This window comes from Corallococcus praedator (assembly GCF_003612125.1).
GTDB classification, from domain to species: domain Bacteria; phylum Myxococcota; class Myxococcia; order Myxococcales; family Myxococcaceae; genus Corallococcus; species Corallococcus praedator.
The window spans coordinates 14,229-38,311 of the sequence record NZ_RAWI01000042.1; the positions used below are offsets into that span (position 1 = coordinate 14,229).

A 24,083-nucleotide genomic window follows, 5' to 3' on the forward strand; every position below is an offset into this window, starting at 1 on the left:
GTGGGGCCACCGGAATCCGGGCCGGATGCCCGTCAGCCGTCAGTGCGGGGCGGAGGGCTCCAGCGCGAGGGCCGCACCAGGGGGGGCCTTCTTCGCCGCACCCAGTCCGTAGCGCCGGGCCGCCGTGTCCACGATGCGCTGGACGAGCGCGTCGTAGCCCATGCCGCGCGCCTGCGCGCCCATGGCCACCTCGCACTGGGTCTCCAGGTACGGGTTGGGGTTCACCTCCAGCAGGTAGGGTTCGTTGGTGCGGCTGGAGACGCGGAAGTCGATGCGGGCGTAGTCGCGCAGCTTGAGCGCGCGGAAGGCCGTCACCGCCGCCCGCCCGATGCGGCCCTGCAACTCATCCGACAGGTCGGTCGGCAGCACGAGGTGGGGACTGCCCGGCGTCTCCGGCGCGAACTTCACCTCGCGGTTGGCGATCTTCATGCGCTTGCGGTTCCACCGCGAGCCGAAGTCCAGCTCCACCACCGGCAGCACCTCCGGGCGAGCGCTGTCGCCCACCACGCCGACGTACAGCTCGCGGCCCTCGATGAACTCCTCCGCCAGCGCCTCGTCGTCGTACTCCTCGCGGATCTTCTTCACCCGCCGCGCCAGCCCCTCCATGTCCTTCTCCACACCCAGACCCATGGAGGCGTCCGAGCGCGCGGGCTTCACCACCAGCGGGAAGGACAAATCGCCGTTCGTCTGGAACGACAGGCCGTCGAAGGTCGCGAAGCGCGGGGTGAGCACGCCGTGGAACTGGAGCAGCTGCTTGGTCAGCACCTTGTCCTGCGCGAGCAGCAGCCCCGCCGTGCCGGAGCCGGTGAAGGGCATGCGCGCCAGCTCCAGCACCGCGGCCACGTTGACCTCCAGGCGGTAGTCCTCCGCGAAGGTCTCACACAGGTTGAAGACGAGGTCCGCCTTCGCCCGGGTGATGAGCCGCACCAGGTCCGACACGCTCTCATCCACGCGCACGTCCACGGGCTCGTGGCCGGCCGCGCGCAGGGCTGAACTCACCTGCGCCACGACGGCGTCGGGCGGTTCGTCCTTGGGCTGGTAGTGGAGGACGGCGATGCGAAGGGACTTCTGGGGCATGTCAGTCCTCGAAGAAGCGATCGGTGTGCAGGTAGTTCATCGCCAGCACCGTGACGAGCGACGCCAATTGCATCGCGGCCTCGCGGCTGTCGTCGGGGTGCAGGGTGAGGTTCAGCGCGGCGGTCCGCTCCGACAAGTGGTCCACCAGCGCGCGCACCACGCCCCGGCCCACGCCGGAGTAGTGGCCCACCGTGGAGAGCAGGCGCTGGCGCTCCGCCTGCACCAGCGTCGCGGCGCTCACCGGCGCCTCGCCCGGCCCCCAGAAGATGTCCTCCAGCGCGTGGTCGAAGGCGTTGCGCAGCTCCAGGTCCACCTTCTCGTCCAGCTCCCGCTGGCGGTAGTGGTCCTGGACGGTGCCCTCCATCTCCTCCGTGGTGAGGTCCGGCTGGGCCAGCTGCACCAGCGCGGGCGCGCGGCCCAGCTCCTTCGCGGTGGCCTCCACGTACTGGAGCTTCTTGAGCGCCCCCCAGCCCTGGTAGCGCTTCTCCCAGTCGCTGCCCGGCGTGAGCCACACGGCGAAGGTCTCCGCGAAGTCCTCGTCCGGGTGTTTCTGCGCGTACCAGCCGGCGATGTGGAAGACGTAGCGGCGGGAGAAGGGCCGGGGCTTGTAGTCGTCCCGGTACGGCCGCGCGTAGTCGCCGAACACGCGGCGCCACTCGCCGGTCTCATAGAGGCGGTAGGCGTAGTTGAAGGCGTGGCCGGCCTCATGGCGCAGGTACATGAGGATTTCGGCCTCCGTCTCCGCGCTGCCCCCCAGCTCCGCCTCGATGGACAGCAGGTCCGGATCCGCCAGGTAGAACGGCAGGCCGATGACGGGCACCCCCGACGGGCAGCCCCATTCGTCCGACAGATAGCACTGGGGCTTGAAGGACAGCCCCTTCGCCTCCAGCTCCGCGTGAAGCTGCGCGATGCAGCGCTCCAGCGGCGTGCCGGACAGCCGCAGCGCCAGGTCCTTGATGCGCGCCTGGAGCAGGGCCTCGCGCCGGGGTGACAGCCGTCCCCGGCCTTCACTGCCCTCGGTGGGGTGTTTCTCGCGCAGCACCCGCGATTCGGACTGGGTGGATGGCATCATCCCTTCGATAGGTAGGAATCCCGTCCGGAGATGGACAGCCCGGCGAGCGTCATGAAGCAGGCAACCCGCCGAGCCCTTGAAGGGATGGGACATGGAATCGGACATGCGCCGCGAACGCCTTCCCGAGCCGGAGTCCCGCGCCCCGGTCGCGGTGCTGTTCCAGGCCCTGCCCCCGCCGGTCATCGACGGCGTGCGCAAGCCCGCGAAGGCCGGGGGCTACGCGGACAGCGGCGCGGACATCGCGTACGCGCTGCGCGAAGCGGGCGTCCCGGTGGTGACGCCGGTGGCCAACCCCGACCCGGTCGTGCAGGAGGACTGGGTGTTCGGGGATGACGCGGCGGGCATCGCGGCGGCGCGCGACGCCGGGGCCCGGGTGCTGTGGGCCAACACCGTGCTGTTCACCGGCCACCCGCTGGAGGCCGTGCTGAAGGAGGTGTGGATGGTCGGGCAGGATCCCCGCACGCAGGAGACCTTCGACGACAAGTGGGTGACCAACGAAGCCCTGCGCCGCGCGGGGCATCCCGTCGCCGCGTCGGTGCTCGTCAGCGCCCGGGCCGCCTCCGGACGCCTGGGCCTGGACACGCTCACGGAGGCGGAGCTGGAGGCCCGGGACCTGCGCTTCCCGCTGGTGCTCAAGCCGATGCGCGGACGCGGCAGCCAGGGCGTGGTGCGCGTCATGGACATGGCGCAGCTCAAGGAGACGGCGGCGCGGTTGCTGGCCGCGCGCGAGCAGGGCGTACCCCGCTTTGGCGACACGTTGATATTGGAGCAGTACCTGGGCGGGGAGGAGCTGACCGTGACGGTGATGCCCCCGGCGCGCTTCGTGCTCGGAGGGGTGCCCCACGACTACGCCCATCACTGGTCCCTGCCGCCCGTGCGCCGCTTCCACCACCAGGACGGGGTGGCGCCCTACAGCGGCGCGGTGGCGGTGGTGGACAACAGCGAGGTGCTGGGCCTGGCCGCGCGCCAGGAGCCCCGCGTGCGCGCCGCGCTGGAGAGGTGCGCGCTCGCGGCCGGCCTGCTGGGCGTGACGGCGCCCATCCGCATCGACTGTCGGAGCGACGCGCTGGGGACCTTCCGGCTCTTCGACCTGAACCTGAAGCCGAACATGACCGGGCCGGGGCGCCCCGGCAGGGAGCGCCAGGACAGCCTGGTGTCTCTCTCCGCGCAAGCCTTCGGCTGGTCGTACCGGGACCTGCTGCTGCACCTCCTCGCGCAGGCGTGGCGGCTTCGGCGGTCGGGCTAGCGGCCCAGGTGCCGGGCATGCGGGCGCGTGGAGGCAAGCGTGGTCCGCCCCGGACAGATGGTCATTTTTCCAGTGGGAAACCCCCAGGAGCCGCCATAGGGACAAGGCTTCGTGTTCGAGGAGCCGCGCTGAGATGAGTGAGGACGTTCCCCCCGGCCCGGAGGCGCTCTTCACGGGCAGCAGCCAGATGCACGCCCTGGTGCGCGCGCATGACTGGGCCGCGACCCCGGTGGGGCCCGTGGCCTCATGGCCGACGAGCCTCAAGGTGCTCGTGAAGACGCTGCTCGGGTCGCGCTACCCGATGATCCTCACGTGGGGCCCAAAGCTCAGCCAGTTCTACAACGACGCCTATTCGGCGGTGATTGGCGACAAGCACCCGGGCGCGCTGGGCACGGACATCCGGGGCACGCTGGCGGAGGCGTGGGATGCGCTGGGCCCGCTGGTGATGGAGGCGATGACCACCGGCGTCGCCAGCTGGGTGCCCGCGCTCCAACTGCTGCTGGAGCGCAGCGGCTACCGGGAGGAGTCCTACTTCGACGTCAGCCACGCGCCCGCCTTCGACGACACGGGCGCCATCGGCGGCATGCTCGCGGTGTGCGCGGAGGTGACGCCGCAGGTGCTGAGCAGCCGGCGCATGCGGCTGTTGCGCGACCTGTCCGCGCAGGCGTCGGACCTGCGCAGCGTCGAGAAGACGTGCACGGACCTGGTGTCCGCCCTGGCCGGGCATCCGCTGGACGTGCCCTTCGCGCTGCTCTACCTGCGCTCGGCGGATGGCCGGGCGCTGACGCTGTCCGGGGCGGTGGGCCTGGAGCGGGGCGGGCCGCTGAGCCCGGAGACGCTCGCGCTGGACGCGGGCCTGACGCAGGCGCTTCCCTTCCTGCGCGCGCTCGACGGCGAGCGGGTGCGCGAGGAGGGCCTGGAGTCGCGGCTGTCCCTGCGGGGCGGGCCCTTCGGCGATGCGGTGGGTTCGCGGCTCCTCCAGTCGCTCGCGGGGGCGGGCACGGCCGCGCCCCTGGGCGTGCTCGTCACGGGGCTGTCCCCCAACCGGGCGTTCGACGAAGGGTACGCGTCCTTCAGTGAGCTGTTGGGCGCCCAGGTGGCGGTGGCGCTGCGCAACGCGCAGGCCTACGAGGAGGAGCGGCAGCGCGCGGAACAACTGGCGGAGCTGGACCGGGCGAAGACGGCCTTCTTCCACAACATCTCCCACGAGTTCCGCACGCCGCTCACGCTGATGCTGGGGCCGCTGGAGGACGTGCTCGCGCGGGTGCCCGTGACGGAGGAGGCCCGGCACGACCTGGAGGTGGTGCACCGCAACGCGGGCCGGCTGTTGCGGCTGGTGAACACGCTGCTGGACTTCAGCCGGCTGGAGGCGGGGCGCATCGACTCGCGCTTCGAGCCCACGGACCTGGCCGCCTTCACCCAGGACCTGGCCAGCCACTTCCGCTCCGCGGTGGAGCGCACGGGGCTGCTCTTCACGGTGGACTGTCCCCCGTTGCCGGAGCCCGTCTACGTGGACCGGCGGATGTGGGAGAAGGTTGTCTTCAACCTGCTCTCCAACGCGCTCAAGTTCACCTTCACGGGCTCGCTCAGCGTGCGGTTGAAGGCCCGCGAGGACGCCGTCGTCCTGCGCGTCACCGACACGGGCACGGGCATCCCGGCCGCGGAGCTGCCGCACCTCTTCGAGCGCTTCCACCGCGTGCGCAACGCGCGGGGCCGCACCCACGAGGGCACCGGCATCGGCCTGGCGCTGGTGCGCGAGCTGGTGGCGCAGCACGGCGGGGACGTGGCGGTGGAGAGCGTGGAGGGCGAGGGCAGCACCTTCACCGTCCGCATCCCCCGGGGTACGGCCCACCTGCCCGCGGAGCGCATCCTCGCCGCGCGCGAGCAGGAGCCCACCGCGCAGGACGCGCGCCCCTTCCTCCAGGAGGCCGAGCGCTGGTCGGACACCGAGCCCCTGCCTGGCGAGGCGCCGCCCGCGGCGGTGACGGAGCCGGTGACGGGAGGGGAGGCGCCGCGCCCCAGGGTGCTGGTGGCGGACGACAACGCGGACATGCGCGAGTACGTGCAGCGCGTGCTGTCCCCCTCGTTCGACGTGACGCTGGCGACGGATGGTCAGGCCGCGCTGGAGGCCGCGCGCACGCACGCTCCGGACCTGGTGCTGACGGACGTGATGATGCCCCGGCTGGGCGGCTTCGGGCTGTTGCGCGCGCTGCGGGAGGCACCGGCCACCCGCTCCGTGCCCGTGGTGATGCTGTCCGCCCGCGCCGGCGAGGAGGCCGCGGTGGAGGGGCTGGAGGCGGGCGCGGACGACTACCTGGTGAAGCCCTTCAGCGCCCGGGAGCTGGTGGCGCGCGTGCGCTCCATGCTGGAGCTGGCGCACATGCGCCGCGAAACCCTGCGGCAGGAGCTGCTCGCCGCGTCGTTGCGCGAGCGCCTGCAGGCCCGCGACGACTTCCTCGCGGTGGCGAGCCACGAACTCAAGACGCCGCTGGCCGCCTTCCGCCTCCACCTGGAGCGGCTGGAGCGCAGCCTGGGCGAGGACGCGCTGGGCCGCGCGAGGAGCCCGCTGGAGTCCGCGGGCCGGCAGGTGCAGCGGCTGCACGCGCTGATGGAGACGCTGCTGGACGTGTCGCAGCTCACCACGGGCCGGCTGGCGCTTGACTTGAACGACGTGGACCTCACCTCCGTGGTGGGCAACGCCGTGTCGCGGCTGCGCGAGGAGGTGGAGCGCATGGGCGTGACGGTGACGCTGGACGCGGGGACGCCGCTCGTCGGCCGGTATGACAGGCTGCGCATCGACCAGGTGGTGACGAACCTGCTGTCGAACGCGGCCCGGTACGGCCAGGGCCGCCCCATCTCCGTGCGCGTGGCCTCCGAGGACGGCACCGCGCGCGTCACCGTGCGCGACGAGGGCATTGGCATCAGCCCGGAGGACCGCGCCCGCATCTTCGAGCGCTTCGAGCGCGCGGTGCCCGGCCGCAACTACGGGGGCCTGGGCCTGGGCCTGTGGATCGCCCGGCAGGTGGTGGAGGCGCACGGCGGCCGCATCACCGTGGACAGCGCGCCGGGCCTGGGCTCCACCTTCGTGGTGGAGCTGCCGCTGGAAGGCCTGAAGGCGGCCTGAGGGCCGCGCAACGAGGAGAGGGGGACCCGGGCATGCGGCCCAGGCCCCCCTCCCGGGGACTTCACGTCACTGCGGATGCATCACGGCGCGACGGTGAACACCAGGTCGTCGCGGTCGTTGTACTCGTTGGACACGCAGGCGCTGGCGGGGCTGCCGGTGCCGTAGCGGAACTGCGCGCGCACGGCCTGGTTGGTGCCCGAGGGCAGCGTGTACGTGGCCGACAGCGTGGAGGCGCCCGCGGCCGTCGGGGTGAGGGTGGTGATGAGCGTCCAGACGGGCGTCGTCGCGGCGGCGTTGGCCGTGTAGTACAGGTCCAGGCGGTCCGAGGACGGGCTCGCGTAGGCCCACACCGTGGCCTCCACCTTCACCTGCTTGCCGGGGGCGAAGTTGCTGCCGTCCACGGTGGACACCTTGAGGGCGTCGTTGGACTCGTCGCCGTGGAAGGTGCCGCTGCTGCCGTCGACGCAGGTGCCCTTCAGCGTGTTGGGCGCGCTCGTCTCCGCCGGGCTCATGGCACCGCGGCCCTTGAAGGCCGTGCCGCTGTCGCACGTGGCGGCCACCGCGCCGCAGCGCAGCGTCTTGTACGTGGCGTCATACGTGCCGGACGTGGACACGTTCGCCACCGTCGCCGTGACATTGCTGGTGGTGGCGGAGTTGCCGGAGTTGTCGGACGCCTTCGCCGCGAAGGTGTGGCTGCCGTTGGCCACCGTGCGGCTGTCCCACGCGAAGGTGTAGGGCGAGCTGAAGGCGGTGCCCTTGAGGGCGCCGTCCACGAAGAATTCCACCTTGCCGACGCCCACGTTGTCGGTGGCGTTCGCGGCCAGGTTCACCGTGCCCGTCACCGTGCCGCCGCTCGCTGGCGTGGTGAGCGCCACCGTGGGGGCCTGCGTGTCCGTGGGCAGGCCGGGGATGGTGCCCTTGCCCAGCTCCGCCAGGTACGCGGCCGTGATGCGCGCGAACTTCAGCGCGTTGTTGGCGTTGTTGCCGCTCTGGCCATCCGTGCTGTTGGCCAGCGTGTCGTTGGCCGTGTGGATGTAGGGGTTGTCCTGGCTCATCGTGGCTTCGAACGGGATGGACGCCGGGTAGCCCGCGCTGGTCCACGACGCGTGGTCCGAGCAGCCGTAGCCGCACGTGATGTTGGAGCGCGTATAGCCCGTGTACGTGTCGATGAGGTTGCCGAGGAACGTGTTCTGCGCCGCGTTGGTGTTGTCGGTGACGAGCGTCACCTCCACCGTGGAGCCGCGGTAGTTGGTCATGTCCAGTTGGAGCACGCCCACCACGTTGGTGGCCGCCGCCTTGTGCGCCTGCGCGATGGCCTGCGAGCCCAGCAGGCCCACCTCCTCCGCCGCGTACGCCATGAACTTCACCGTGCGCGCCGGCTTGTAGCCCTTGGCCATCGCGACGCGGAACACCTCGGAGAGGGTGGCCACGCCGGAGGCGTCGTCATCCGCGCCCGGCGCCGTCGCCGTGGGACGGCTGGAGGAGCCCACGTTGAGGTTGATGGAGTCCAGGTGGCCGCCAATCACCACGACCTCCGTCGGATTGACGGCGCCCGTGATGGTGGCGATGACGGAGGGCTGCTCCCAGGTGGAGTGCGTGTAGAGCTGCACGCTCACGTCGCTGCGGCCCGCCGCGTAGGACTGCCACGTGTCCCGGAGCCAGTTGGACGCCTGCACGGAGCTGGTCGAACCCTTGTAGTAGCGGTTCGTGTAGCTGGACAGCTGCGTGATGGTGCTGCGCAGGCTGGCCTCCTGGAGGCCGGAGAACAGCGAGCTGACCACCGCCGCGTTGTCCAGCGTGTAGCTCACCAGCGTCGGGTTGATGGCCGGCTGCGCGGGCGAAAGCACCGCCAGCGCCGCCTCCTGCGTGTCGTGGGTGAGGAAGCCCGCGCAGCGGTGATACTTGTCGTGCATGAGCTGGGACACGTCGCCCAGCTGCGACTCGCGCAGCTTGAGCACGCTCACGCCGTTGGACTCACGCACCAGCGTGGGCGCGGAGTTGCCCGCCGCGCGGAACGACGTGCGCAGGGCGTCCAGCGTCTCCGAACCCACCGTGATGTAGACCTCCTTCTCGCGCGCCTCCTGGGCGGATGCGGTGGCGCAGCACAGCGACAGGACGACGGGGGCCAACTTCTTGAAACGCATGTTCCGCTCCGTTTGCAGGCGAGGGCTTGCCCTGCGTGAACGCCACCCGTGCCCGACTCCGGGGGAAGAAGATTGAGGGGGAAGGCACGGTGAAAAACGCCCACGTCCCGGTCCGGACGCCTGCGTCCTGGACCCCGTGGGTTGGGTGCGCATCCTGGGGAAATCAAGACGGGCCCGTCAAGGCGGAGAGCAGCGTGAAACAGGATGAGACAGGCAAAAGCGTTGGGCCTGCGATGACGCACCCGGGCCACGCGCGCGCCCGCGCGAAAAACATTTCGCGGTGTCTTGAGTGGGGCGGGGGATGAGGGGGAGGCGCCGGGGGGCGCCGCGCATCAGTTCGGCAGGTTCAACGACAGCGAACGACCGGCTTCGAAGCGGGGCTCTGACTTGAGCTTCTCCAGCACGCGCTCCGACGCGATGAGCGTCACCTGGGGCAGCATCCCCGGCTCGCTCATCCACTTCACCGCGCCCAGCAGGTGCTGGGCCTTGATGAACTCCAGCACGGCCCCGTGGAAGGCCTTGCCCTCTTCTTGCCAGGAGCGGGCCAGCTCTTGCCTGCCGCGGCGCTCGGGTGAGCGACGTGCGGGGGGCCGCGCTTCACGGGGCATGACGATGATTTCGATGAACATCGCGGCACCCTCCTGAAGGCACGGACTGCGAAGTGGCGCGGACTATCGCATGAACCTGTGTCCGCCCGCCGCCACGTGCCCACCCTTTTGCGGAAGGTCTTTTCCGCTTTCGGGACTTACCGGGCACCCTCATCTTGACATGCTTGATTTGCGGGTTTGATGGTGGGCCGTCTGCCAGTTGTTGGACACGCAGAAAATGAGAATCACCCCGAGGAGGCTGACCATGGAGCTGCACCACGGCCGTTTGTTCGACCACGTCCACCTTCAGGTCCGGGACCTGGAGGCGAGCAAGCGCTTCTACAAGGCGGTGTTGGAGGTGATGGGCATCGCGGTGTTCAGCGAGAGCGAGCGCCACCTCGCCGCGGACGAGCTGTACGTGAGCGCGGATTCGGAGCCCACGGCGCGCGTGCACCTGGCCTTCGAGGCGCCGGACCGGGAGCGCGTGCAGCGCTTCCATCAGGCGGCGCTGGCCGCGGGAGGCCGTGACAACGGCGCGCCCGGCGAGCGCTCCTACCACCCGGGCTACTACGCGGCCTTCGTGTTGGATCCGGATGGCAACAACATCGAGATGGTGTTCCACGGTCCGGCGAAGCGCTCGGCGCCGTCGGTCGTCTTCCAGTGGGACTGAAGCCCCACCCTTGAAGCAGCGCGTGGGCGGATGAAAACGACAGGGGCCCCCGGGATGGTCCGGGAGCCCCTGGCGTGCGACGGGACTTCGCGCGGGTGGGTGATTAGCGCGCCGTCACGGTGCGACCCTGGACCTGCTTCGTGGCCGGGCCCGAGGGCGACGCGGCCACGGCGGACACGACGCTGAAGGCCAGGTCGTCACGTTCGTTGAACGAACCGGACACGCAGGCGCTGGTGGCGGTGCCGCCGTAGCGGAACTGCGCGCGCACCGCGTGCTGGCCGGTGGTGGCGCCCACCGTCACCGGGATGGAGAACGTCTTGAGCCCCACCGCGGTGCAGGCCTGGGCGGTGGTGACGGTCGTCCACGCGGGCGTGGTGGTGTTCGTCGTGTAGTACAGGTCCAGCTGGTCCGTGGTGCCGTAGCACCACACCGTCACGTCCACCGTGAGCTGCTTGCCCGGGGTGATGAGGCCCTGGTCCACCGTCTTGAGCGACACGCGGTCGATGCTCTCGTCGTTGTGGTACGCGCCGGAGGCCCCGTCCGCGCACGTCGCGCCCAGGGTGTTGGGCTGGTTGGGCTCCACGCCGGTGGGCATGCTGCCGCGCCCGTTGACGAGCGTGGGGCCGGTGTCACAACCGCACACCGAGCCGCAGGCGGGCACGCGCGCGGTGGCGTTGTAGGTGGCGACCACCGGGGTGCATACGTTGGTGGTGGTGAAGCTGGCCGCGGTGCTGTACGCGCTCGCGCCGCAGCTGTCCGTGGCCCGCGCGCGCCAGTAGTAGGTGGTGAGGTTGGACAGGCCGGGCGTCACGTTCCAGGCGCTGGAGCCCAGGCCGGTGGTGCTGCGCACCACGTTGGTGAACGCGCTGTCCGTCGCTACCTGGATGTCGTACGCCGAAGCGCTCGCCACGTCCGACCAGTCCAGCGCCGGGGCCAGGGCGACGCCGGTGGCGCCGTTCGCGGGGGACGTCAGGGTTGGCGCCGCCAGGTTGACGCAGCCGCGCGTGGTGAAGCCGCGCGCCGCGGACCAGCCGCTGGTGCCGCCGCACGAGTTGAGCGCGCGCACGCGCCAGTAGTAGGCGGTGGTGGCCGACAGGCCGGGGGACACCGTCCAGGTGCTGGCGACGAGCGAGTTGGCGCTCCTCACCACGTTGGTGAACGCGCTGTCCGTCGCCACCTGGACCTCGTAGCCGGACACGCCCGTCACGTCCGCCCAGTCCAGCACCGCGAGCAGCTCCACGTCGGTGGCGCCGGAGGCGGGGGTGGACAGCGAGGGCGCGCCAGGCGCGGCGCAGGACGGCGTGGTGCAGGTGCAGGTGCTCGCCTGGCCGAAGCACGCGTTGCTGCTGGCGGGCACGACGGAGTAGCAGTACTGCCGGCCGTTGGCGACCTCCGGGTCCGTGTAGCTGGTGCCGGTGACGGTGGCCACGCGCGCCTTGCCGAAGTCACAGCCCGCGAAGCCCTCCGTCTTCATCACCCAGTACTGGCTGGCGCCCGCGGAGGCGGTCCACGTCAGGCCCACCTGGCTGTCACCGGCCGTGGCCGTGGTGACGGGCGCGGCGGTGGGGCCGGCCGCGCAGCCGCCGTTGGTGGGGGCGGGCGTGGAGCAGGCGATGTTGTGGCGGTTGTACGCCGCGTAGATGGCCGTCATGTGCGGGGTGCCGTCCGCCAGGTTGCCGTTGTCGTCGTCCGCGGCCAGCCACTGCATGTAGCCGTTGGTGGCGCCGCAGCCGTCGGACGTGCCGGCGGTGCAGTTGCAGGCGTGCCACGTGCCCACGTTGCCGCTGCCCTGGTAGAACAGCTTGTTGCCCAGCAGGAACGCGTCGTTGGAGGTGTAGTTGAAGGGCGCGGCGGTGAGGTCGCGCGTCACCAGGTCCCACGCCGCCTGACGCACGGGGGACGCCGCGCAGTGGACCTGCTTGCTGCACGGGCCGCTGCCGGCGGAGCACATCTGGCAGGTGAAGTTCTGCGGCGTGGCGGGGATGTTCGGCGCGCTCGCCGCCCAGTCCGCGTCACGCACGCCGGAGCAGCGCAGGTTGCACCAGGACTTGCCGGTGACCTGCGACTCCTGCTGGTTGTAGCCGGAGCCGTCCGGGGTGAGGCCGCAGCCGGTGTTCGTCGTCTGGAAGAAGCCGTAGCCCACGCAGGAGGTCTGCAGGCGCAGGATGGCCGCGATGTCCGCGTAGCCTTCGCTGGAGTTGGACAGCGAGCCGTTGGCGTCGAAGTCGTCCATGCCGTGGCCCCACTCGTGGTCGAACACGGCGCCAATCTCACCGGTGTTCCGGCACCCGCCGCCGCTGCGGTAGAAGTTCACCGAGCTGCCGTTCCAGAACGCGTTGCACGTGCTGTTGATGTTCACGTTGGACACGAGCTGGCCCTGCAGCCACGTGTTGGTGGGCAGCCAGCCGCGGGCCACCTCCGTGATTTTATTCAGCTCGTAGAAGCTGGAGCGCGCCGCCGCGGTGTTGCCCGCGGAGGTGCCGGCGGGCACCGTGCAGTCGTGGTCGTTGTTCACGCCGCCCAGGTTGATGCTGCCCGTGGCGGAGCTCACGTTGATGGCGCCGCAGCTGTCGGCGATCCGCACGTACTTGCCCGCGAGCGTCGTGGTGACGTTGCCGGCGCTGTAGTTGTAGATGCCCGCGCCGTCGGTGAAGTTGTTGGGGGCCGCGAAGCCGGTGTTCGCCCACGGCATGGGGGAGTCCGCCTGCATAGTGCCGCACGTCGCGTTGGACGCGCACGTGCCCACGTTGGTGGACGGGTACACGCCGCCCTTCAGCTGCGCGTCGAAGTAGTGGTTGTCGTCCTCCACGGCGAGCACCTCGCCGGAGTTCGCGTCCACCGTCACCTTCCAGCGCTCGTTCTCACCGGGGTTGGAGAAGCCGTAGCTCCACACCAGCGCGTGGCCATAGCCCTGGCCGAACGCCGCGCCGGTGCGCGCGAACGGGGTGACCTCCAGCGTGGGCTGCTGCCAGAGGCTCGTGGGCGTCAGCGACTGGCCCAGGAACGTGCTGCCCGCGGTCAGCGCCTGCGACGCCGCCAGCGTGGGCTTCACGTCGATGGCCACGTTGGCCCACGACTCGGTGCCCAGGAGCACCAGGTTGCCGTGGCTGATGGTGGCCGCGATGCGCCCGTGGCGCACCGGCACGCCCCGCACCACCTGCGGGATGTGCACCTGCCACAGGGAATCCGTCACGGCCGTCACGCGCGGCGCGCCCAGCTGCATCAGGTCCACGCCGAGCGCGTCCTGGTTGTCCGCGATGAACTTGAAGACCAGCTCGCCCACCACGGACTCATCCACGCCGCCCACCGAACGGCCCAGGCCCTGGCGCACGTCGTTGAGCGTGACGCCGTTGCGGAAGCCGTCACCGGGGATGAGCGGGAAGCTGCCCTGGATGCCCGTGGCCGTGCCGGACAGCGGATCCAGGTACACCTGCACGTTGCCGCCGTTGCGGGCCAGGAACCCCGCCCACTTGTCCGCGCCCACGCGCGGCATCAGCGTGCGAGCCTTCTCCAACGGCACGTTCTGGATGGGCAGGTACAGGTCCGGCTTGAAGAACGCCTTCTTCGCCACCGCGCCCTGCTGCGCGGGTTGGGGGGGTTGGACCGCGTACGTCGTGGACGACACCAGGAGGGCGAGACAACAGACTGCGGACCGCAGGGGGCGCATGCACGTCTCCTCGGATGAAGCCGTCGGACGGGACCGACGGGCTCCGGGGCGGAGCGCTCCTGGCTCTAGTTCACAAGCTTCTTAAGATTGAATTGCGGCTATTCCTGAGTAATGGATTTTTCTGGAATATCGCGTGAGTTCAATGGCTTGTAGTGTTCACTGGAGAAACCTTCACTCGCGGAGCATTTCGTTCTGCTCGCAGTATTCCGCCGGGAGTCCTGCTCAGGGTTGGGGCCAGAGGCGGACGCGGTCGTCCTGGATGAGCTTCCCGTTGGCGGCGTCGGTGCTGCCGCTGGCCATGAAGCGGCGGGGCACGTCGCGCGTGGCGAGGACGGCGGCTTCGACCCACAAGAGGAGCAGCAGCACCCCGGCCACCACGGGCACCCTCCGGGCCGCGGCCGCGTGGCGCTCCGTCAGCAGCTTCAGGGGCAGCACCACGAGGGGCAGGAGCGCGGGGAACACGACGAGCAGTCCGCGCGCGTAGCCGAAGAAGGCGAGGGTGATGAGCACCCGGTGCAGCACCACCAGCGACAGCAACCGGAACGGCGCGAACGCCGGGCGCAGCGACAGCAGCATCCCCGCGAGAAGCAGCGCGGCGAGGGGCCACTTGAGGAGGGCCGCGTCGGGGACGAACACGTCCACCGGGGCGCGGGCACCGGTGAGGCCGCCGGGCACGTCCGACACGCCCAGGCCCAGGCGCAGGCCGTCCAGCCACAAGTCCAGCTTGGTCCACGCGAGCCGGGCCGCGTCGCCGGGCGCGTCCACCATCCACCGCAGCCCTTCGGCATAGCCGTGCAGGAGCAGGCGCCGGTGTTCGGGCCGGGAAGGGTCCAACTGGCCGTTGAAGCCGCCCTGGTTGATGAGCGCGGGGGTGAAGCCGCCGGTGGCGCCCGCGTGGTTCGCCATCGCGAAGTTGAGCGGCCCGTACACGGTGACGGGCACCCACTCCGGCAGGGGCTCCAGGTGGGGCGCGCGGGCATTGAGCTCTCGCATCGCGTCCAGGTTGCGCACCGCGCCCGGCACCAGTACCAGCAGCGACACGCCCACCGCCACGCCCCAGCGCGCCATCCACGGCTTGAGGGGCCGCGTGCGCTCGCGCGCCGTCCACGCATACACCAGCAGGAAGGGCCACAGGCCCAGGTGTTCGGCGCGGGTGAGGGTGCCCAATCCCATCACAATGCCCAGGGCGATGGTCGCGGGCCATGACAGGGTTTCGCGGCCCTTCAGCACCAGCGCGCAGGTGAAACACAGCCACAGCGCCGACACTGTTTCATTGCTGTACGTGGTGGAGAGCACCAGCCAGCCGAAGCTCGTGGCGTACAGGCCCGCGGCGACCCAGGCCCACGCGTTGCCCAGGAGCCTCTTCCACCAGCCCTGGCACAGGGCCACGGTGGCCGCGCCCAGGACGGCAAGCGCCAGCTTGTACGGCAGCGCGCTGCCCCGGGGCTCCCCCAGGAGGCGGTACAGGCCGCCGAGCAGCGCGGGGAACAGGGGCGGGTGGTAGGGCAGGGCGGCGCTGGCCTCCCGGCCCCGGACGGCGTCCAGCGCGGCGGTGTGGAAGAACCTCGCGTCGCCGGCGAAGAAGATGGAGAAGGGCCAGTCCCGGTCCGGAGCGCCCCAGAGGTACAGCCCGCGCAGGAGCAGGCTCGCGGCGAAGGTGGCCCCAAGGCTCCAGGCCCCCGGGTGTCGCCGGACGGCTTCGCGCAGGGAAGGCAGGCCCACGGGCTCCTCCGGAAGGGAAAGGCGCCGCACTCTACATTGGGCCGCGCGTACAGGCCGGGGGCTGGGGTAGAGACGGGGTGCGTCAAACCGGGAGGACGACACATGAGTCGCGTGCTGGATGAGCTGTTGGGGCTCCTCAAGCTGGAGCCCATCGAGGAGAACCTGTTCCGTGGCGCCAGCCAGGACCTGGGCTTCCGCCAGCTCTTCGGGGGGCAGGTGCTGGGGCAGGCGGTGTCGGCGGCCAGCCAGACGGTGGAGCCCGCCCGCACGGTGCACTCACTGCACGGCTACTTCCTGCGGCCCGGGGACGCGGGGCTGCCCGTCGTCTACACGGTGGACCGGGTGCGCGACGGCGGCAGCTTCACCACCCGCCGCGTCGTCGCCATCCAGAAGGGCCAGCCCATCTTCACGTTGATGGCGTCCTTCCAGGCGGACGAACCCGGCTTCACGCACCAGGCCACCATGCCGGACGTGCCGCCCCCGGAGTCCCTGCCCTCGGACATCGAGCTGCTGGGGCGCCACGCGGGCCGGATGTCGGAGCGCCTGCGGGAGAAGTTCCTGTCCCCCAAGCCCATCGAGATGCGCCCGGTGACGTACGTGGACCCCTTCGAGCCCAACCCCGCGGAGCCGGTGAAGCACGTCTGGTTCCGCGCGGACGGGGACGTGCCCGACGAGCCGCAGGTGCACCGCTACGTGCTCGCGTACGCCAGCGACTTCAACCTGCTGGGCACCGCGCTCCAGCCGCACGCGGTGACGTTCCTCCGGCCCGACCTCCAGATGGCCAGCCTGGACCACGCGCTGTGGTTCCACGGCGACCTGAAGGTCAACGACTGGCTGCTCTACTCGCTGGAGAGCCCCTGGGCGGGCAATGCCCGGGGCCTCGCGCGAGGCCACGTCTTCACCCGCGACGGGCGGCTGGTGGCCTCCGTGGCGCAGGAAGGCCTGCTGCGCCTGCGCCCGCCAGCGCGCTGAAGGAAAGGGCGCCGCCCTTGAGGGTGAGGCGGGAGGCGCCCGCGGTTTCAGAACCGGAGGCCGCGGTCCGGCAGGCGGTCGAAGTCGATGCCGCCGCCACCCCCGTCCCCGTCCGTCGTGGGGTCGATGAGCAGCCCCGCCGTCACCACCGCCGCGAGCACCCCGATGCCGATGGCGCCCGTGAGCAGCAGCGTCTTGCCCAGGCTGAACTCGCGCAGCCGGCCGTGCTCCACCTCCGCCATGGGCACGACGAGCGGCGCGGTGTCCGGCTTGAGCGGCACGCCCTGGAAGCGGGTCGTGTCCACCGCCACCTGGATGAAGCGCTGCTCCTCCGTCTGGAAGCGCGCCTCTTCCGGCTCCTTCGGGGGGCCCACCAGCGCCAGCGGCGTGTCGGAGGTGAACTGGTGCGTCTCTCCGTCCACGTCCCGCACCGCGCGCCGGCGATCATTGGGCCGGTTGAGCATCACGTCGCCCAGCTCCTTCAGGAGCGCCGCGTTGTCGTCCTTGAAGCCATCCAGGCGCGTCAGTTCCGACCTGGGAATGGCATAGGTCGTCGTACAGGCTGACGACAGCAGGGACACGGCGATCAATACGGCGCACGAACGCATGGAGACGGCTCCTCCGGGGTGGGCCGCAAAGCCTATCCCGGTGCGTGCCCCGTCGCCTACCGGGGCACGCGGCCGGTGTTTCACTTCAGCTGGTAGTTGGCGTCCAGCACGTCTTCCTTCGTGCGGCCCATCACCCAGCCGTCGTGGTAGACGACGCCCACGGGCGCGACGGTGTCGTTCCGGTACAGGCCGATCTTCAGGTAGTTGAGCTGGCCGCTGTACTGCGTCGCGATGAAGCGCTTGGGCAGCACCAGGGTGCCGTTGTAGTACAGCTCCACGAAGCCCACGCTGGCGTTGGGCGACCACTTCACGTGGAAGATGAAGTCGTGCCACTGGTTGCGCACCAGGGGCGTCTTCCAGACGATGACGCCCGGGTCCCCGCCGATGTTGAGCCGCATCTCCTCCCCGTACACGTAGAACTCCACCGGGGGCGAGCCGCAGCAGCCGTCGTGGTGCCACTGGGTGAAGAGCTGCCACGTCTTGGCGCTGGGGAAGTCCGACGGGAAGCGGTTGCTCCAGCGGTACCAGTACTCGGAGCCGACGGCCTCCTTCGTCTGCTTGAAGATCTCATTGCGGTTGCCGCTGGAGTTGATGGGGTCATCGCCCTGGCGCACGGTGGCCTTGAGCGCGTAGCCGCCTTCACGCACCGGCGAGGGAATCACCTGCAGCCGGTCCGAGCTGACCATCTGCGTGCCGTCCCACTGGCCCCGGTCGCCGGACTCGAAGTCGCCCCGCCAGATGATGCCGCCGGGCGTGGGCGTGACCACGGTGCCCGCGCAGGGGCGCGCCTCCGCGATGCTGGCCCAGTCGTTGACGGTGTTGCCCTGCACGTAGACGCGCACCCGGCGCGTGTTCAGGGAGGTGAACTTGTACGTCTCCGCCGCCGTCGTCGTCCCGGAGCTCTTGCCGCTGTACACCTGCGTGTACGTCATGCCGTCCGGAGATGTCGACACGGTGAACGTGTTGGCGCGCGTGTTGCCCTGGTGCCACGCGATGGAGATGGCGCCCACGGCCTTCGTGGAGCCCAGGTCGTAGTCGATCCACTGGCCCTTGCCGAGGCTGCTCCAGCGGGTGTCCAGCTTGTCGTCCAGGGAGTTGGTCGCGATGCTGCCGGCGCCGTCGTCGCCGCTGGCCTTCACGCTGCTGGGCGTGAGCTGGGTGCAGCCGCTGGTGGTGAGGTCCTCGCCGGAGGTCGTCATCGACGGCGGGGAGTCATCCAGCGGAGCGTCATCCGGTGCGCCACAACCGACGGCGCCCAGGACGAACAACGTTTCAACCAGGAGGAGGGTTTTCTTCAAGGGAGGGCCCAGGGGGAAAGGACAGGCAAAGAGAAAGCCGCGCTCCGCAAGACGGAGAAGGCATGGCGCGCGACCAGGGAATGTCTGGCTTTACGGCGGGCAATCCCCTTCCTCGCTCCGGGACCTGTGCGACAGGGCCGTGCTGAAGGAAGGGAAAAGAGGGTGCGGCGTGTGTTCGTGCTCCATCCGGCAACCGGGGGAAGGGTTGCCGTGCTCCAAGGTGATAATTGAAATACCGAAGTTCTATTTCGGACACAAGTCAGGCCGTGCCCGCCTGCATGCCCAGCAGGTACGAAAAGGAAAGACAGACATCTGTTTCAGACGGCCTGGGTGGAATCCTTCAACCCCCCGCGAGGGCCGATACGGCGCGTGGCGTGGGAGGCGCACCGCTGGCGCGCGGGTGCGTTCCGGCCTGACGCGCTGTGGTGCGGTGTGGGGGACCGCACGCACGCACCGGCCAGGGCATTTGCGACCCGTGTCCACTGGCATCGTGTCCCGGCGGCAGTCCCTTTGCCGCCGACTTGCGATGACGGGAGAATCAGGCAGAACGCCCCTGGAATGCCCGTGGATTTCAAGGAAGCCCGCCGCACCGCGGACGTGAGGCCGGTCGAGTGACGCACCCCATGACGCGCCCCATGTCCGCGCAGGTCCCACGGAGCGAGCGCAAGCCGCTGTACGTGAAGGTCGTGACGCAGCCGGCGTTGCACGGCTGCTGGTCCGTGAACATCAGCGAGACGGGCATCGGGCTCATCGCCACGCCGCGGCGTCCGTCGGAGGGCCCGCACGAGAACGAGCCGGTGGAGCTGTCCTTCTCCCTGCCGGACACGGGCGCGTATGTGCGCGTGCACGGCACGGTGCGCTGGCGCCACGACACGGCCGGGGGCGCGGGCACCGTCGCCGCGCTGGGCGTGAGCTTCGGCGCCTTCGACGCGGCGGACGGGGTGAAGCTGGCCCGCTACCTGTCCACGTCGCACCTCCAGGTGGCGGCCGCCTACGCCAGCGATGACGAGTCACGCGCGATGCGTCAGGCCCTGGATGGCGTGGCCACGCCGCACTTCGCCGCCAGCGCGGAGGACGTGCACGCGCTCCTGGCCCGGGGGGACATGGCCGCGCTTTTGGTGTGCGGCCAGGACGAGGCGCAGGCCCTGGCGTTGGTGGAGTCCCTGGGCGCCGTGAGGGCGGAGGTGGACCCGACGGGCGCGGGGCCGCCCAGCGACCTGGCCTCGCGCATCGTCTACTGCGCGCCCGCCGCGCCGGAGCGGCTGGTGGCGCTCTTCAACAGCGGCCGCATCTACCGGGCGCTGGGCGCGTGGCCGGATCCGGAGGACCTGCGCCAGGCGGTGCTCCAGGCGGGGCGCGAGCACGGCTTCCGCACCGAACAGTGGCGCATGGCGCTGGAATTGGAGCGCAACCTCTTGCGCGAGCGCGCGCTCGCGCAGGCCCCGGTGGGTGGCCCGGGCCGCACCGCGGAGGACGTGGGCTTCCGCAGCCCCGCCATGCAGCGGGTGATGGAGATGGTGCGCCTGGTCGCGCCGCACCGCGTGGCGGTGCTGCTGCAGGGCGAGACGGGCACGGGCAAGGAGGTGCTGGCGCGCATCCTCCACCGGCTCAGCGGCCGGGGCGACCTGCCGCTCGTGGTGCAGGACTGCGGCGCGCTCACGGAGACGCTGCTGGAAAGCGAGCTGTTCGGCCACGTGAAGGGCGCCTTCACCGGGGCGGTGTCGGACCACCCGGGCCTCTTCGTGCTCGCCAACGGCGGCACCATCTTCCTGGACGAAATCGAGAACACGACGCCCAACCTCCAGGCGAAGCTGCTGCGCGTGCTGGAGACGGGCGATGTGCGCCCGGTGGGCGGCACCCAGGTGCGCCACGTGGACGTGCGCGTCGTGGCCGCCAGCAACCGGGACCTGGGCGAGGAGGTGCGGGCGGGCCGCTTCCGCGCGGACCTCTTCTACCGGCTCAACAGCTTCACCATCGACATCCCGCCCCTGCGCGAGCGCCCGGAGGACATCCCGGAGCTGGCGCGGGCGTTCGTGGAGCAGTTCAACCGCACCCTCAAGCGCTCCGCCACCGGCGTCGCCCCGGACGCGGACGAGGTGATGAACGGCTACGGGTGGCCCGGCAACGTGCGCGAGCTGCGCAACGTGGTGGAGCGCGCGGTGCTCCTGTCCCGGCCCGGGGAGATGCTCACCCGGCGCCTGCTGCCCCCCGCGCTCATCAACAGCGCCGTCCCCCGCGCGGACCCCACCGGGGACGGCTCCCTGCGCGCCCGGCTCCAGCAGGTGGAGCGCGAGCTCATCCGCGAGGCCCTGGAGCGCCACGGCGGCGTCCTGCGCCGCGCGGCCGTGGCGCTGGGCATGGACCCGGTGACGCTGGGCCGCAGGGCCCGGCGCCACGGCTTGTGGAATCCGGAGTGAGCCGCTCCCCGGCCCGCCCGGTCCGGGGCCTCAGTGCGCCTGCATCCACTGGAGCATGGGCGTCCACACGCGGGCGCGTGCGTCCCGGGCGAGGAACAGGTCGGCGTGCCCGTAGTCCAGGGCGCGCTCGGACTCCGGCCGGTTGCGCACGGTGTGCACGGTGACGTCGGTGCTGCCCAGCAGGCGCACGGAGTACTCGCCGTAGCGCCCCACGCCGCCCGCCGCGCCCACGTACAGCACCGGCACCTTCACGTCCTTGAGGTGGTCGTCGTACGGCACGTCCAGGCCGCACAACTGCGCCTCCGTCTCCACCACCTCGTTGAGGCTCTGGTACGGCACCGCCAGCTGGAGGTAGTCGAAGAGGGCCGGCTCCGGCGTGAAGGCCGTCTGGAAGGGCAGGCCCGCCGTGTCCGGGAGGCTGGCCGCCAGGTGGTAGCCCGGCGTCAGCGGCATGATCGGATTGGGAAAGAGGGCCCCGGTGGCTCCGGCGGCGATGACGGCGAACTGCCGGTTGGTCGGAAGCAGCGGGCTCGCGAGGCCCGACGGCGCGAGCGGGGAGGGCGCGTTGGGCGCGTCGTCCGCCAACTGCCCGATGAGCTGCACCCCCACCCCAGGCGCGGGCCCCAGCAGGCCCCCTTCCGTGCGGCCCTTGCGTGCGGCACTCAGCGCCGCGTAGCGATCACACGCCCATTGGCGCTGCTGCACCGCGTCCGGAGCGAAGCGCACCGGCATGTCCATGGGGATGAAGCCGTCCACCTTCCGCTGGCTCCGGGGGCGCTGCGACTCCGCGTCCAGGTACGCGTACCCGATGGTGGCGCCCCGGCTCCAGCCGAGCAGGAACATCCGGTCGCCGTTGCCACCGCCGGACAGCCGCCGCACGGCGTTCGCCAGCGACAGGCCGGTGCCCAGGTCCTCCACGTGCGTGTCCAGCTTCCAGTTCGCCATGAAGCGGAAGTCCGTCTCCGCCTCCGGCACGCCCACCCACCGCAGGTCCAGGCCCCACACGTCCACGTCGTTGCTGGCCAGGAACGCCGCCAGCGACTGGTTCGCGGGCATGGTGTTCACCCGCGTGTTGGTGAGGAACGCCGGCACGAAGGCCCACAGGTCCCCGTGCACCATGAACACCGCGCGCGAGCTGCGCGCCGGGAACCAGGGCCGGGACTCGCGCACCACCCGGTGCACCGCGACGACGTCGTACCTGCCCGTCCCCACGCGCACCTTCCAGATGTAGTGCGCCAGGCCGCCACCCAGCGGCTCGCGCTTCGCCGTCAACCCGGGCAGCCCCGCCGCCAGCAGGGACCGCGAAAGCTCCTGGGACTGCACGGCCTCATCCCGCACCACCGCCTGGAACTCCGCCGCCCCCGACTCCGCGCGCAGTCCCAGGAACAACACCAGCACACACCACAAGCTCAACGACCTACGCATACCGACCTCGACTCGCATGAGGGTCCCCCACGCAGAGAAGCCCAGGGGGCTGACATCTCCCCCCTCGCTTCGGCTGCAGGCGCTCCATGAGCACCTTCCGCGCCAGGGTTCAAACCATTGATTTTATTGGTTCAGCCCCGCAGGGCATGATTCACCGCTGAAGGCCACCAGGGGATGGCGCCAACGCGCTCCCAGTGAAAAGCCGTCCCACGGGGCGTGCTTCGAATTTGAGACATGCGCACCACGAATGGCGCGGGACCTTTCTGACGGCGACCTCACCCGGCCGGCCCGCCAGGGTATGCCCGTTCATTCAATCCAACACATACATGTGAAACAGGCAAGTCCTGAATGGTAGGGGAAGACGGCGGGGCGATCGCGCGCGGGGCGGGGACGGGAGACAACGTGGGTTCCCACCCTGAGGCCATCAAGGGAGCCCCGATGCCCGAGTCCGTCTTTGTCGACAACATCTGGAACGATTTCGCGCACAGCTACGACGAGATGATCCCCGAACTGCCGTGCTACCAGCGGCAGCTGGCGAAGATCCTCCGCGACACCCGGGAGCGCCCCTACGTCATCGACGCGGGCTGTGGCACGGGCCTGGTGAGCCTGCCGCTCGTGCAGCGCGGCCAGCGGGTCATCGGCTTCGACAACAACGCGGCCATGCTCCGGCTGGCGGCGCGGCGCCACGAGCGTGAGCCGGACGCGGTGCGCGCCCGCTGGACGCTGCTGCCGGGGGACGTCAGCTCCTTCCCGCTGGAGGTGGAGGGCGGCGCGGACGCGGTGGTGATGAACAACGTGCTCTTCTATGTGCGCGACCCGGAGGTGGTGCTGCGCGAGGCGTGGACGCACCTGAAGCCCGGCGGCGTGCTGTGCATGACGAGCAACAAGCGCCCCCGGCCGGACCTGGAGAAGGTGCTCACCAACTCCATCCAGGAGTGGCAGCAGGAGGGCCGGTGGAACGAAGGGCTGCAGCGGGCGGTGAAGCACCACCGCAACTGCGCCCAGCGGCTCACCACCGACCCCAACGAGATGGTGACCTTCCTGGACACCGACGCGGCGGTGCGGCTCCTGGAGAAGGTGGGCTTCAGCGACGCGCTGGTGGCCGACGGCGACGACTACTACGGCGAGAACTTCTACGTCTGCATGCGCAAGTAAGGAGCCTCATCCATGGTGAACCCCCGTTTCCAGCGCAACCTTGGTGTCCTCCACCCCCAGACGATGGACAAGCTCTCCACCACCCACGTGCTCGTCGCGGGCGTGGGCGGCGCCGGCGGACAGTGCGCGGTGGACCTGGCCCGCCTGGGCTTCGGCTGCCTGACGCTCGCGGACTTCGACGTGTACGAGCGGCACAACATCAACCGGCAGATTGGCTGCTTTGAAAGCACCCTGGGCCAGCCCAAGGTGGACGTGGTGGAGCGCATGTGCCGCGACATCCACCCGGACCTGCGCGTGCACAAGGTGCATGAAGGCATCACCGACGCCAACGTGGCCGCCGTCCTCGCGGGAGGCGGGGGGCTGCCGCCGGTGGACTACGTGGTGGAGGTCATCGACATCGCGGGCGCGCGCGCCAAGGAGTCGCTCCACCTGACGTGCCGCCAGCAGGGCATCCCCATCATGACCGGGCTGATGCTGGGCTTTGGCGCCGCGCTCCACGTCTTCCAGCCGGACGCGCCCCTCTACGAGGAGATGTTCATCCTGCCGGATGGCCGCATCGACCTGCCGAAGATCATCCCGCACCTGGGCAGCTACATGCTCCAGGAGTACATGGACGCCTGCTACCAGGGACGGGGCCACGCCCCCACCTGCGTGATTGGCGCCACCACCGCCGCGGGCCTGATGGTGAGTGAAATCATGCGCGGCGTGATGCTGGGGCCGCGCGCGATGGTGTCCTGGCCCGAGTACCTCTACGTGGACCTCTTCGACCACCGCTACGTCCGGGGCTCGCTCGCCCCCGCACGCCCCTGTCTCTTATACACCTCTCCGCGCCCCCGAGACCGGAGCCCATCTCCTATGCCGTCTTCTGCCTGAAAAAAAAACAAAATTCCATAGAGATC

At 70.5% G+C, this 24,083-nt stretch carries 16 protein-coding genes; 7 read left to right on the top strand and 9 right to left on the bottom strand.

What is annotated here, in order from left to right; all coding sequences use genetic code 11:
* Positions 1 to 39 precede the first annotated feature (39 nt).
* Both D7Y13_RS08280 and D7Y13_RS48630 read right to left on the bottom strand, forming a co-directional pair.
* Positions 40 to 1,077, bottom strand: a complete 1,038-nt coding sequence (locus tag D7Y13_RS08280; protein WP_120584620.1) for a D-alanine--D-alanine ligase family protein — start codon at positions 1,075 to 1,077, stop codon at positions 40 to 42.
* Position 1,078: 1 nt separating this feature from the next.
* Positions 1,079 to 2,149: a putative zinc-binding metallopeptidase gene (locus D7Y13_RS48630; protein ID WP_279637082.1), complete on the bottom strand. Its 1,071-nt coding sequence runs from the start codon at positions 2,147 to 2,149 to the stop codon at positions 1,079 to 1,081.
* A gap of 103 nt (positions 2,150 to 2,252) precedes the next feature.
* On the opposite strand from D7Y13_RS48630, the gene D7Y13_RS08290 reads away from it, so the two are divergent.
* Together D7Y13_RS08290 and D7Y13_RS08295 are read left to right on the top strand one after the other, a co-directional pair.
* Complete coding sequence (locus D7Y13_RS08290; RefSeq protein WP_120584623.1) at positions 2,253 to 3,395, top strand: ATP-grasp domain-containing protein; 1,143 nt, start codon at positions 2,253 to 2,255, stop codon at positions 3,393 to 3,395.
* 133 nt (positions 3,396 to 3,528) lie between these two features.
* Complete coding sequence (locus D7Y13_RS08295; RefSeq protein ID WP_120584619.1) at positions 3,529 to 6,519, top strand: hybrid sensor histidine kinase/response regulator; 2,991 nt, start codon at positions 3,529 to 3,531, stop codon at positions 6,517 to 6,519.
* Positions 6,520 to 6,599: 80 nt separating this feature from the next.
* Here D7Y13_RS08295 and D7Y13_RS08300 read toward each other — a convergent pair whose 3' ends face one another.
* Positions 6,600 to 8,663: a M20/M25/M40 family metallo-hydrolase gene (locus D7Y13_RS08300; RefSeq protein ID WP_120584618.1), complete on the bottom strand. Its 2,064-nt coding sequence runs from the start codon at positions 8,661 to 8,663 to the stop codon at positions 6,600 to 6,602.
* Between the two features lie 332 nt (positions 8,664 to 8,995).
* Positions 8,996 to 9,292 (bottom strand): hypothetical protein, encoded by a 297-nt coding sequence (locus D7Y13_RS08305; protein WP_120536438.1) that lies wholly within the window; start codon positions 9,290 to 9,292, stop codon positions 8,996 to 8,998.
* A 223-nt stretch (positions 9,293 to 9,515) separates the two neighbouring features.
* On the opposite strand from D7Y13_RS08305, the gene D7Y13_RS08310 reads away from it, so the two are divergent.
* Positions 9,516 to 9,920, top strand: a complete 405-nt coding sequence (locus D7Y13_RS08310) for a VOC family protein (protein ID WP_120536437.1) — start codon at positions 9,516 to 9,518, stop codon at positions 9,918 to 9,920.
* Positions 9,921 to 10,023: 103 nt separating this feature from the next.
* Here D7Y13_RS08310 and D7Y13_RS08315 read toward each other — a convergent pair whose 3' ends face one another.
* Both D7Y13_RS08315 and D7Y13_RS08320 read right to left on the bottom strand, forming a co-directional pair.
* Positions 10,024 to 13,587 carry an endopeptidase gene (locus tag D7Y13_RS08315; protein ID WP_120585281.1) on the bottom strand — a complete coding sequence of 1,188 codons (3,564 nt, stop codon included), beginning with the start codon at positions 13,585 to 13,587 and terminating at the stop codon, positions 10,024 to 10,026.
* A gap of 222 nt (positions 13,588 to 13,809) precedes the next feature.
* Positions 13,810 to 15,309, bottom strand: coding sequence for an ArnT family glycosyltransferase (locus tag D7Y13_RS08320; RefSeq protein ID WP_120585282.1), 1,500 nt, complete (start codon positions 15,307 to 15,309; stop codon positions 13,810 to 13,812).
* Positions 15,310 to 15,411: 102 nt separating this feature from the next.
* On the opposite strand from D7Y13_RS08320, the gene tesB reads away from it, so the two are divergent.
* Complete coding sequence (gene tesB, locus D7Y13_RS08325; protein ID WP_120536434.1) at positions 15,412 to 16,281, top strand: acyl-CoA thioesterase II; 870 nt, start codon at positions 15,412 to 15,414, stop codon at positions 16,279 to 16,281.
* A gap of 47 nt (positions 16,282 to 16,328) precedes the next feature.
* On the opposite strand, the gene D7Y13_RS08330 is transcribed toward tesB, so the two are convergent.
* Together D7Y13_RS08330 and D7Y13_RS08335 are read right to left on the bottom strand one after the other, a co-directional pair.
* Positions 16,329 to 16,889 (bottom strand): hypothetical protein, encoded by a 561-nt coding sequence (locus D7Y13_RS08330; RefSeq protein ID WP_147444459.1) that lies wholly within the window; start codon positions 16,887 to 16,889, stop codon positions 16,329 to 16,331.
* 80 nt (positions 16,890 to 16,969) lie between these two features.
* Positions 16,970 to 18,187 carry a heparin lyase I family protein gene (locus tag D7Y13_RS08335; RefSeq protein ID WP_120536432.1) on the bottom strand — a complete coding sequence of 406 codons (1,218 nt, stop codon included), beginning with the start codon at positions 18,185 to 18,187 and terminating at the stop codon, positions 16,970 to 16,972.
* A gap of 635 nt (positions 18,188 to 18,822) precedes the next feature.
* Here D7Y13_RS08335 and D7Y13_RS08340 point away from each other — a divergent pair.
* Positions 18,823 to 20,604 carry a sigma 54-interacting transcriptional regulator gene (locus D7Y13_RS08340; protein WP_120536439.1) on the top strand — a complete coding sequence of 594 codons (1,782 nt, stop codon included), beginning with the start codon at positions 18,823 to 18,825 and terminating at the stop codon, positions 20,602 to 20,604.
* A gap of 30 nt (positions 20,605 to 20,634) precedes the next feature.
* Here the strand turns inward: D7Y13_RS08340 and D7Y13_RS08345 are convergent, their stop codons facing one another.
* Positions 20,635 to 22,017 (bottom strand): alpha/beta fold hydrolase, encoded by a 1,383-nt coding sequence (locus D7Y13_RS08345; RefSeq protein WP_233595857.1) that lies wholly within the window; start codon positions 22,015 to 22,017, stop codon positions 20,635 to 20,637.
* Between the two features lie 414 nt (positions 22,018 to 22,431).
* On the opposite strand from D7Y13_RS08345, the gene D7Y13_RS08350 reads away from it, so the two are divergent.
* Both D7Y13_RS08350 and D7Y13_RS08355 read left to right on the top strand, forming a co-directional pair.
* Complete coding sequence (locus D7Y13_RS08350) at positions 22,432 to 23,184, top strand: class I SAM-dependent methyltransferase (RefSeq protein WP_233595858.1); 753 nt, start codon at positions 22,432 to 22,434, stop codon at positions 23,182 to 23,184.
* Between the two features lie 12 nt (positions 23,185 to 23,196).
* Positions 23,197 to 24,057 (top strand): ThiF family adenylyltransferase, encoded by an 861-nt coding sequence (locus tag D7Y13_RS08355; RefSeq protein WP_244222331.1) that lies wholly within the window; start codon positions 23,197 to 23,199, stop codon positions 24,055 to 24,057.
* The last annotated feature ends 26 nt before the right edge of the window (positions 24,058 to 24,083 follow it).

Coding starts and splice junctions, on each gene's coding strand:
- D7Y13_RS08280 (WP_120584620.1), bottom strand. CDS start 1,077: ATGCCCCAGAAGTCCCTTCGCATCGCCGTCCTCCACTACCAGCCCAAG.
- D7Y13_RS48630 (WP_279637082.1), bottom strand. CDS start 2,149: ATGATGCCATCCACCCAGTCCGAATCGCGGGTGCTGCGCGAGAAACAC.
- D7Y13_RS08290 (WP_120584623.1), top strand. CDS start 2,253: ATGCGCCGCGAACGCCTTCCCGAGCCGGAGTCCCGCGCCCCGGTCGCG.
- D7Y13_RS08295 (WP_120584619.1), top strand. CDS start 3,529: ATGAGTGAGGACGTTCCCCCCGGCCCGGAGGCGCTCTTCACGGGCAGC.
- D7Y13_RS08300 (WP_120584618.1), bottom strand. CDS start 8,663: ATGCGTTTCAAGAAGTTGGCCCCCGTCGTCCTGTCGCTGTGCTGCGCC.
- D7Y13_RS08305 (WP_120536438.1), bottom strand. CDS start 9,292: ATGTTCATCGAAATCATCGTCATGCCCCGTGAAGCGCGGCCCCCCGCA.
- D7Y13_RS08310 (WP_120536437.1), top strand. CDS start 9,516: ATGGAGCTGCACCACGGCCGTTTGTTCGACCACGTCCACCTTCAGGTC.
- D7Y13_RS08315 (WP_120585281.1), bottom strand. CDS start 13,587: ATGCGCCCCCTGCGGTCCGCAGTCTGTTGTCTCGCCCTCCTGGTGTCG.
- tesB (WP_120536434.1), top strand. CDS start 15,412: ATGAGTCGCGTGCTGGATGAGCTGTTGGGGCTCCTCAAGCTGGAGCCC.
- D7Y13_RS08330 (WP_147444459.1), bottom strand. CDS start 16,889: ATGCGTTCGTGCGCCGTATTGATCGCCGTGTCCCTGCTGTCGTCAGCC.
- D7Y13_RS08340 (WP_120536439.1), top strand. CDS start 18,823: ATGTCCGCGCAGGTCCCACGGAGCGAGCGCAAGCCGCTGTACGTGAAG.
- D7Y13_RS08355 (WP_244222331.1), top strand. CDS start 23,197: ATGGTGAACCCCCGTTTCCAGCGCAACCTTGGTGTCCTCCACCCCCAG.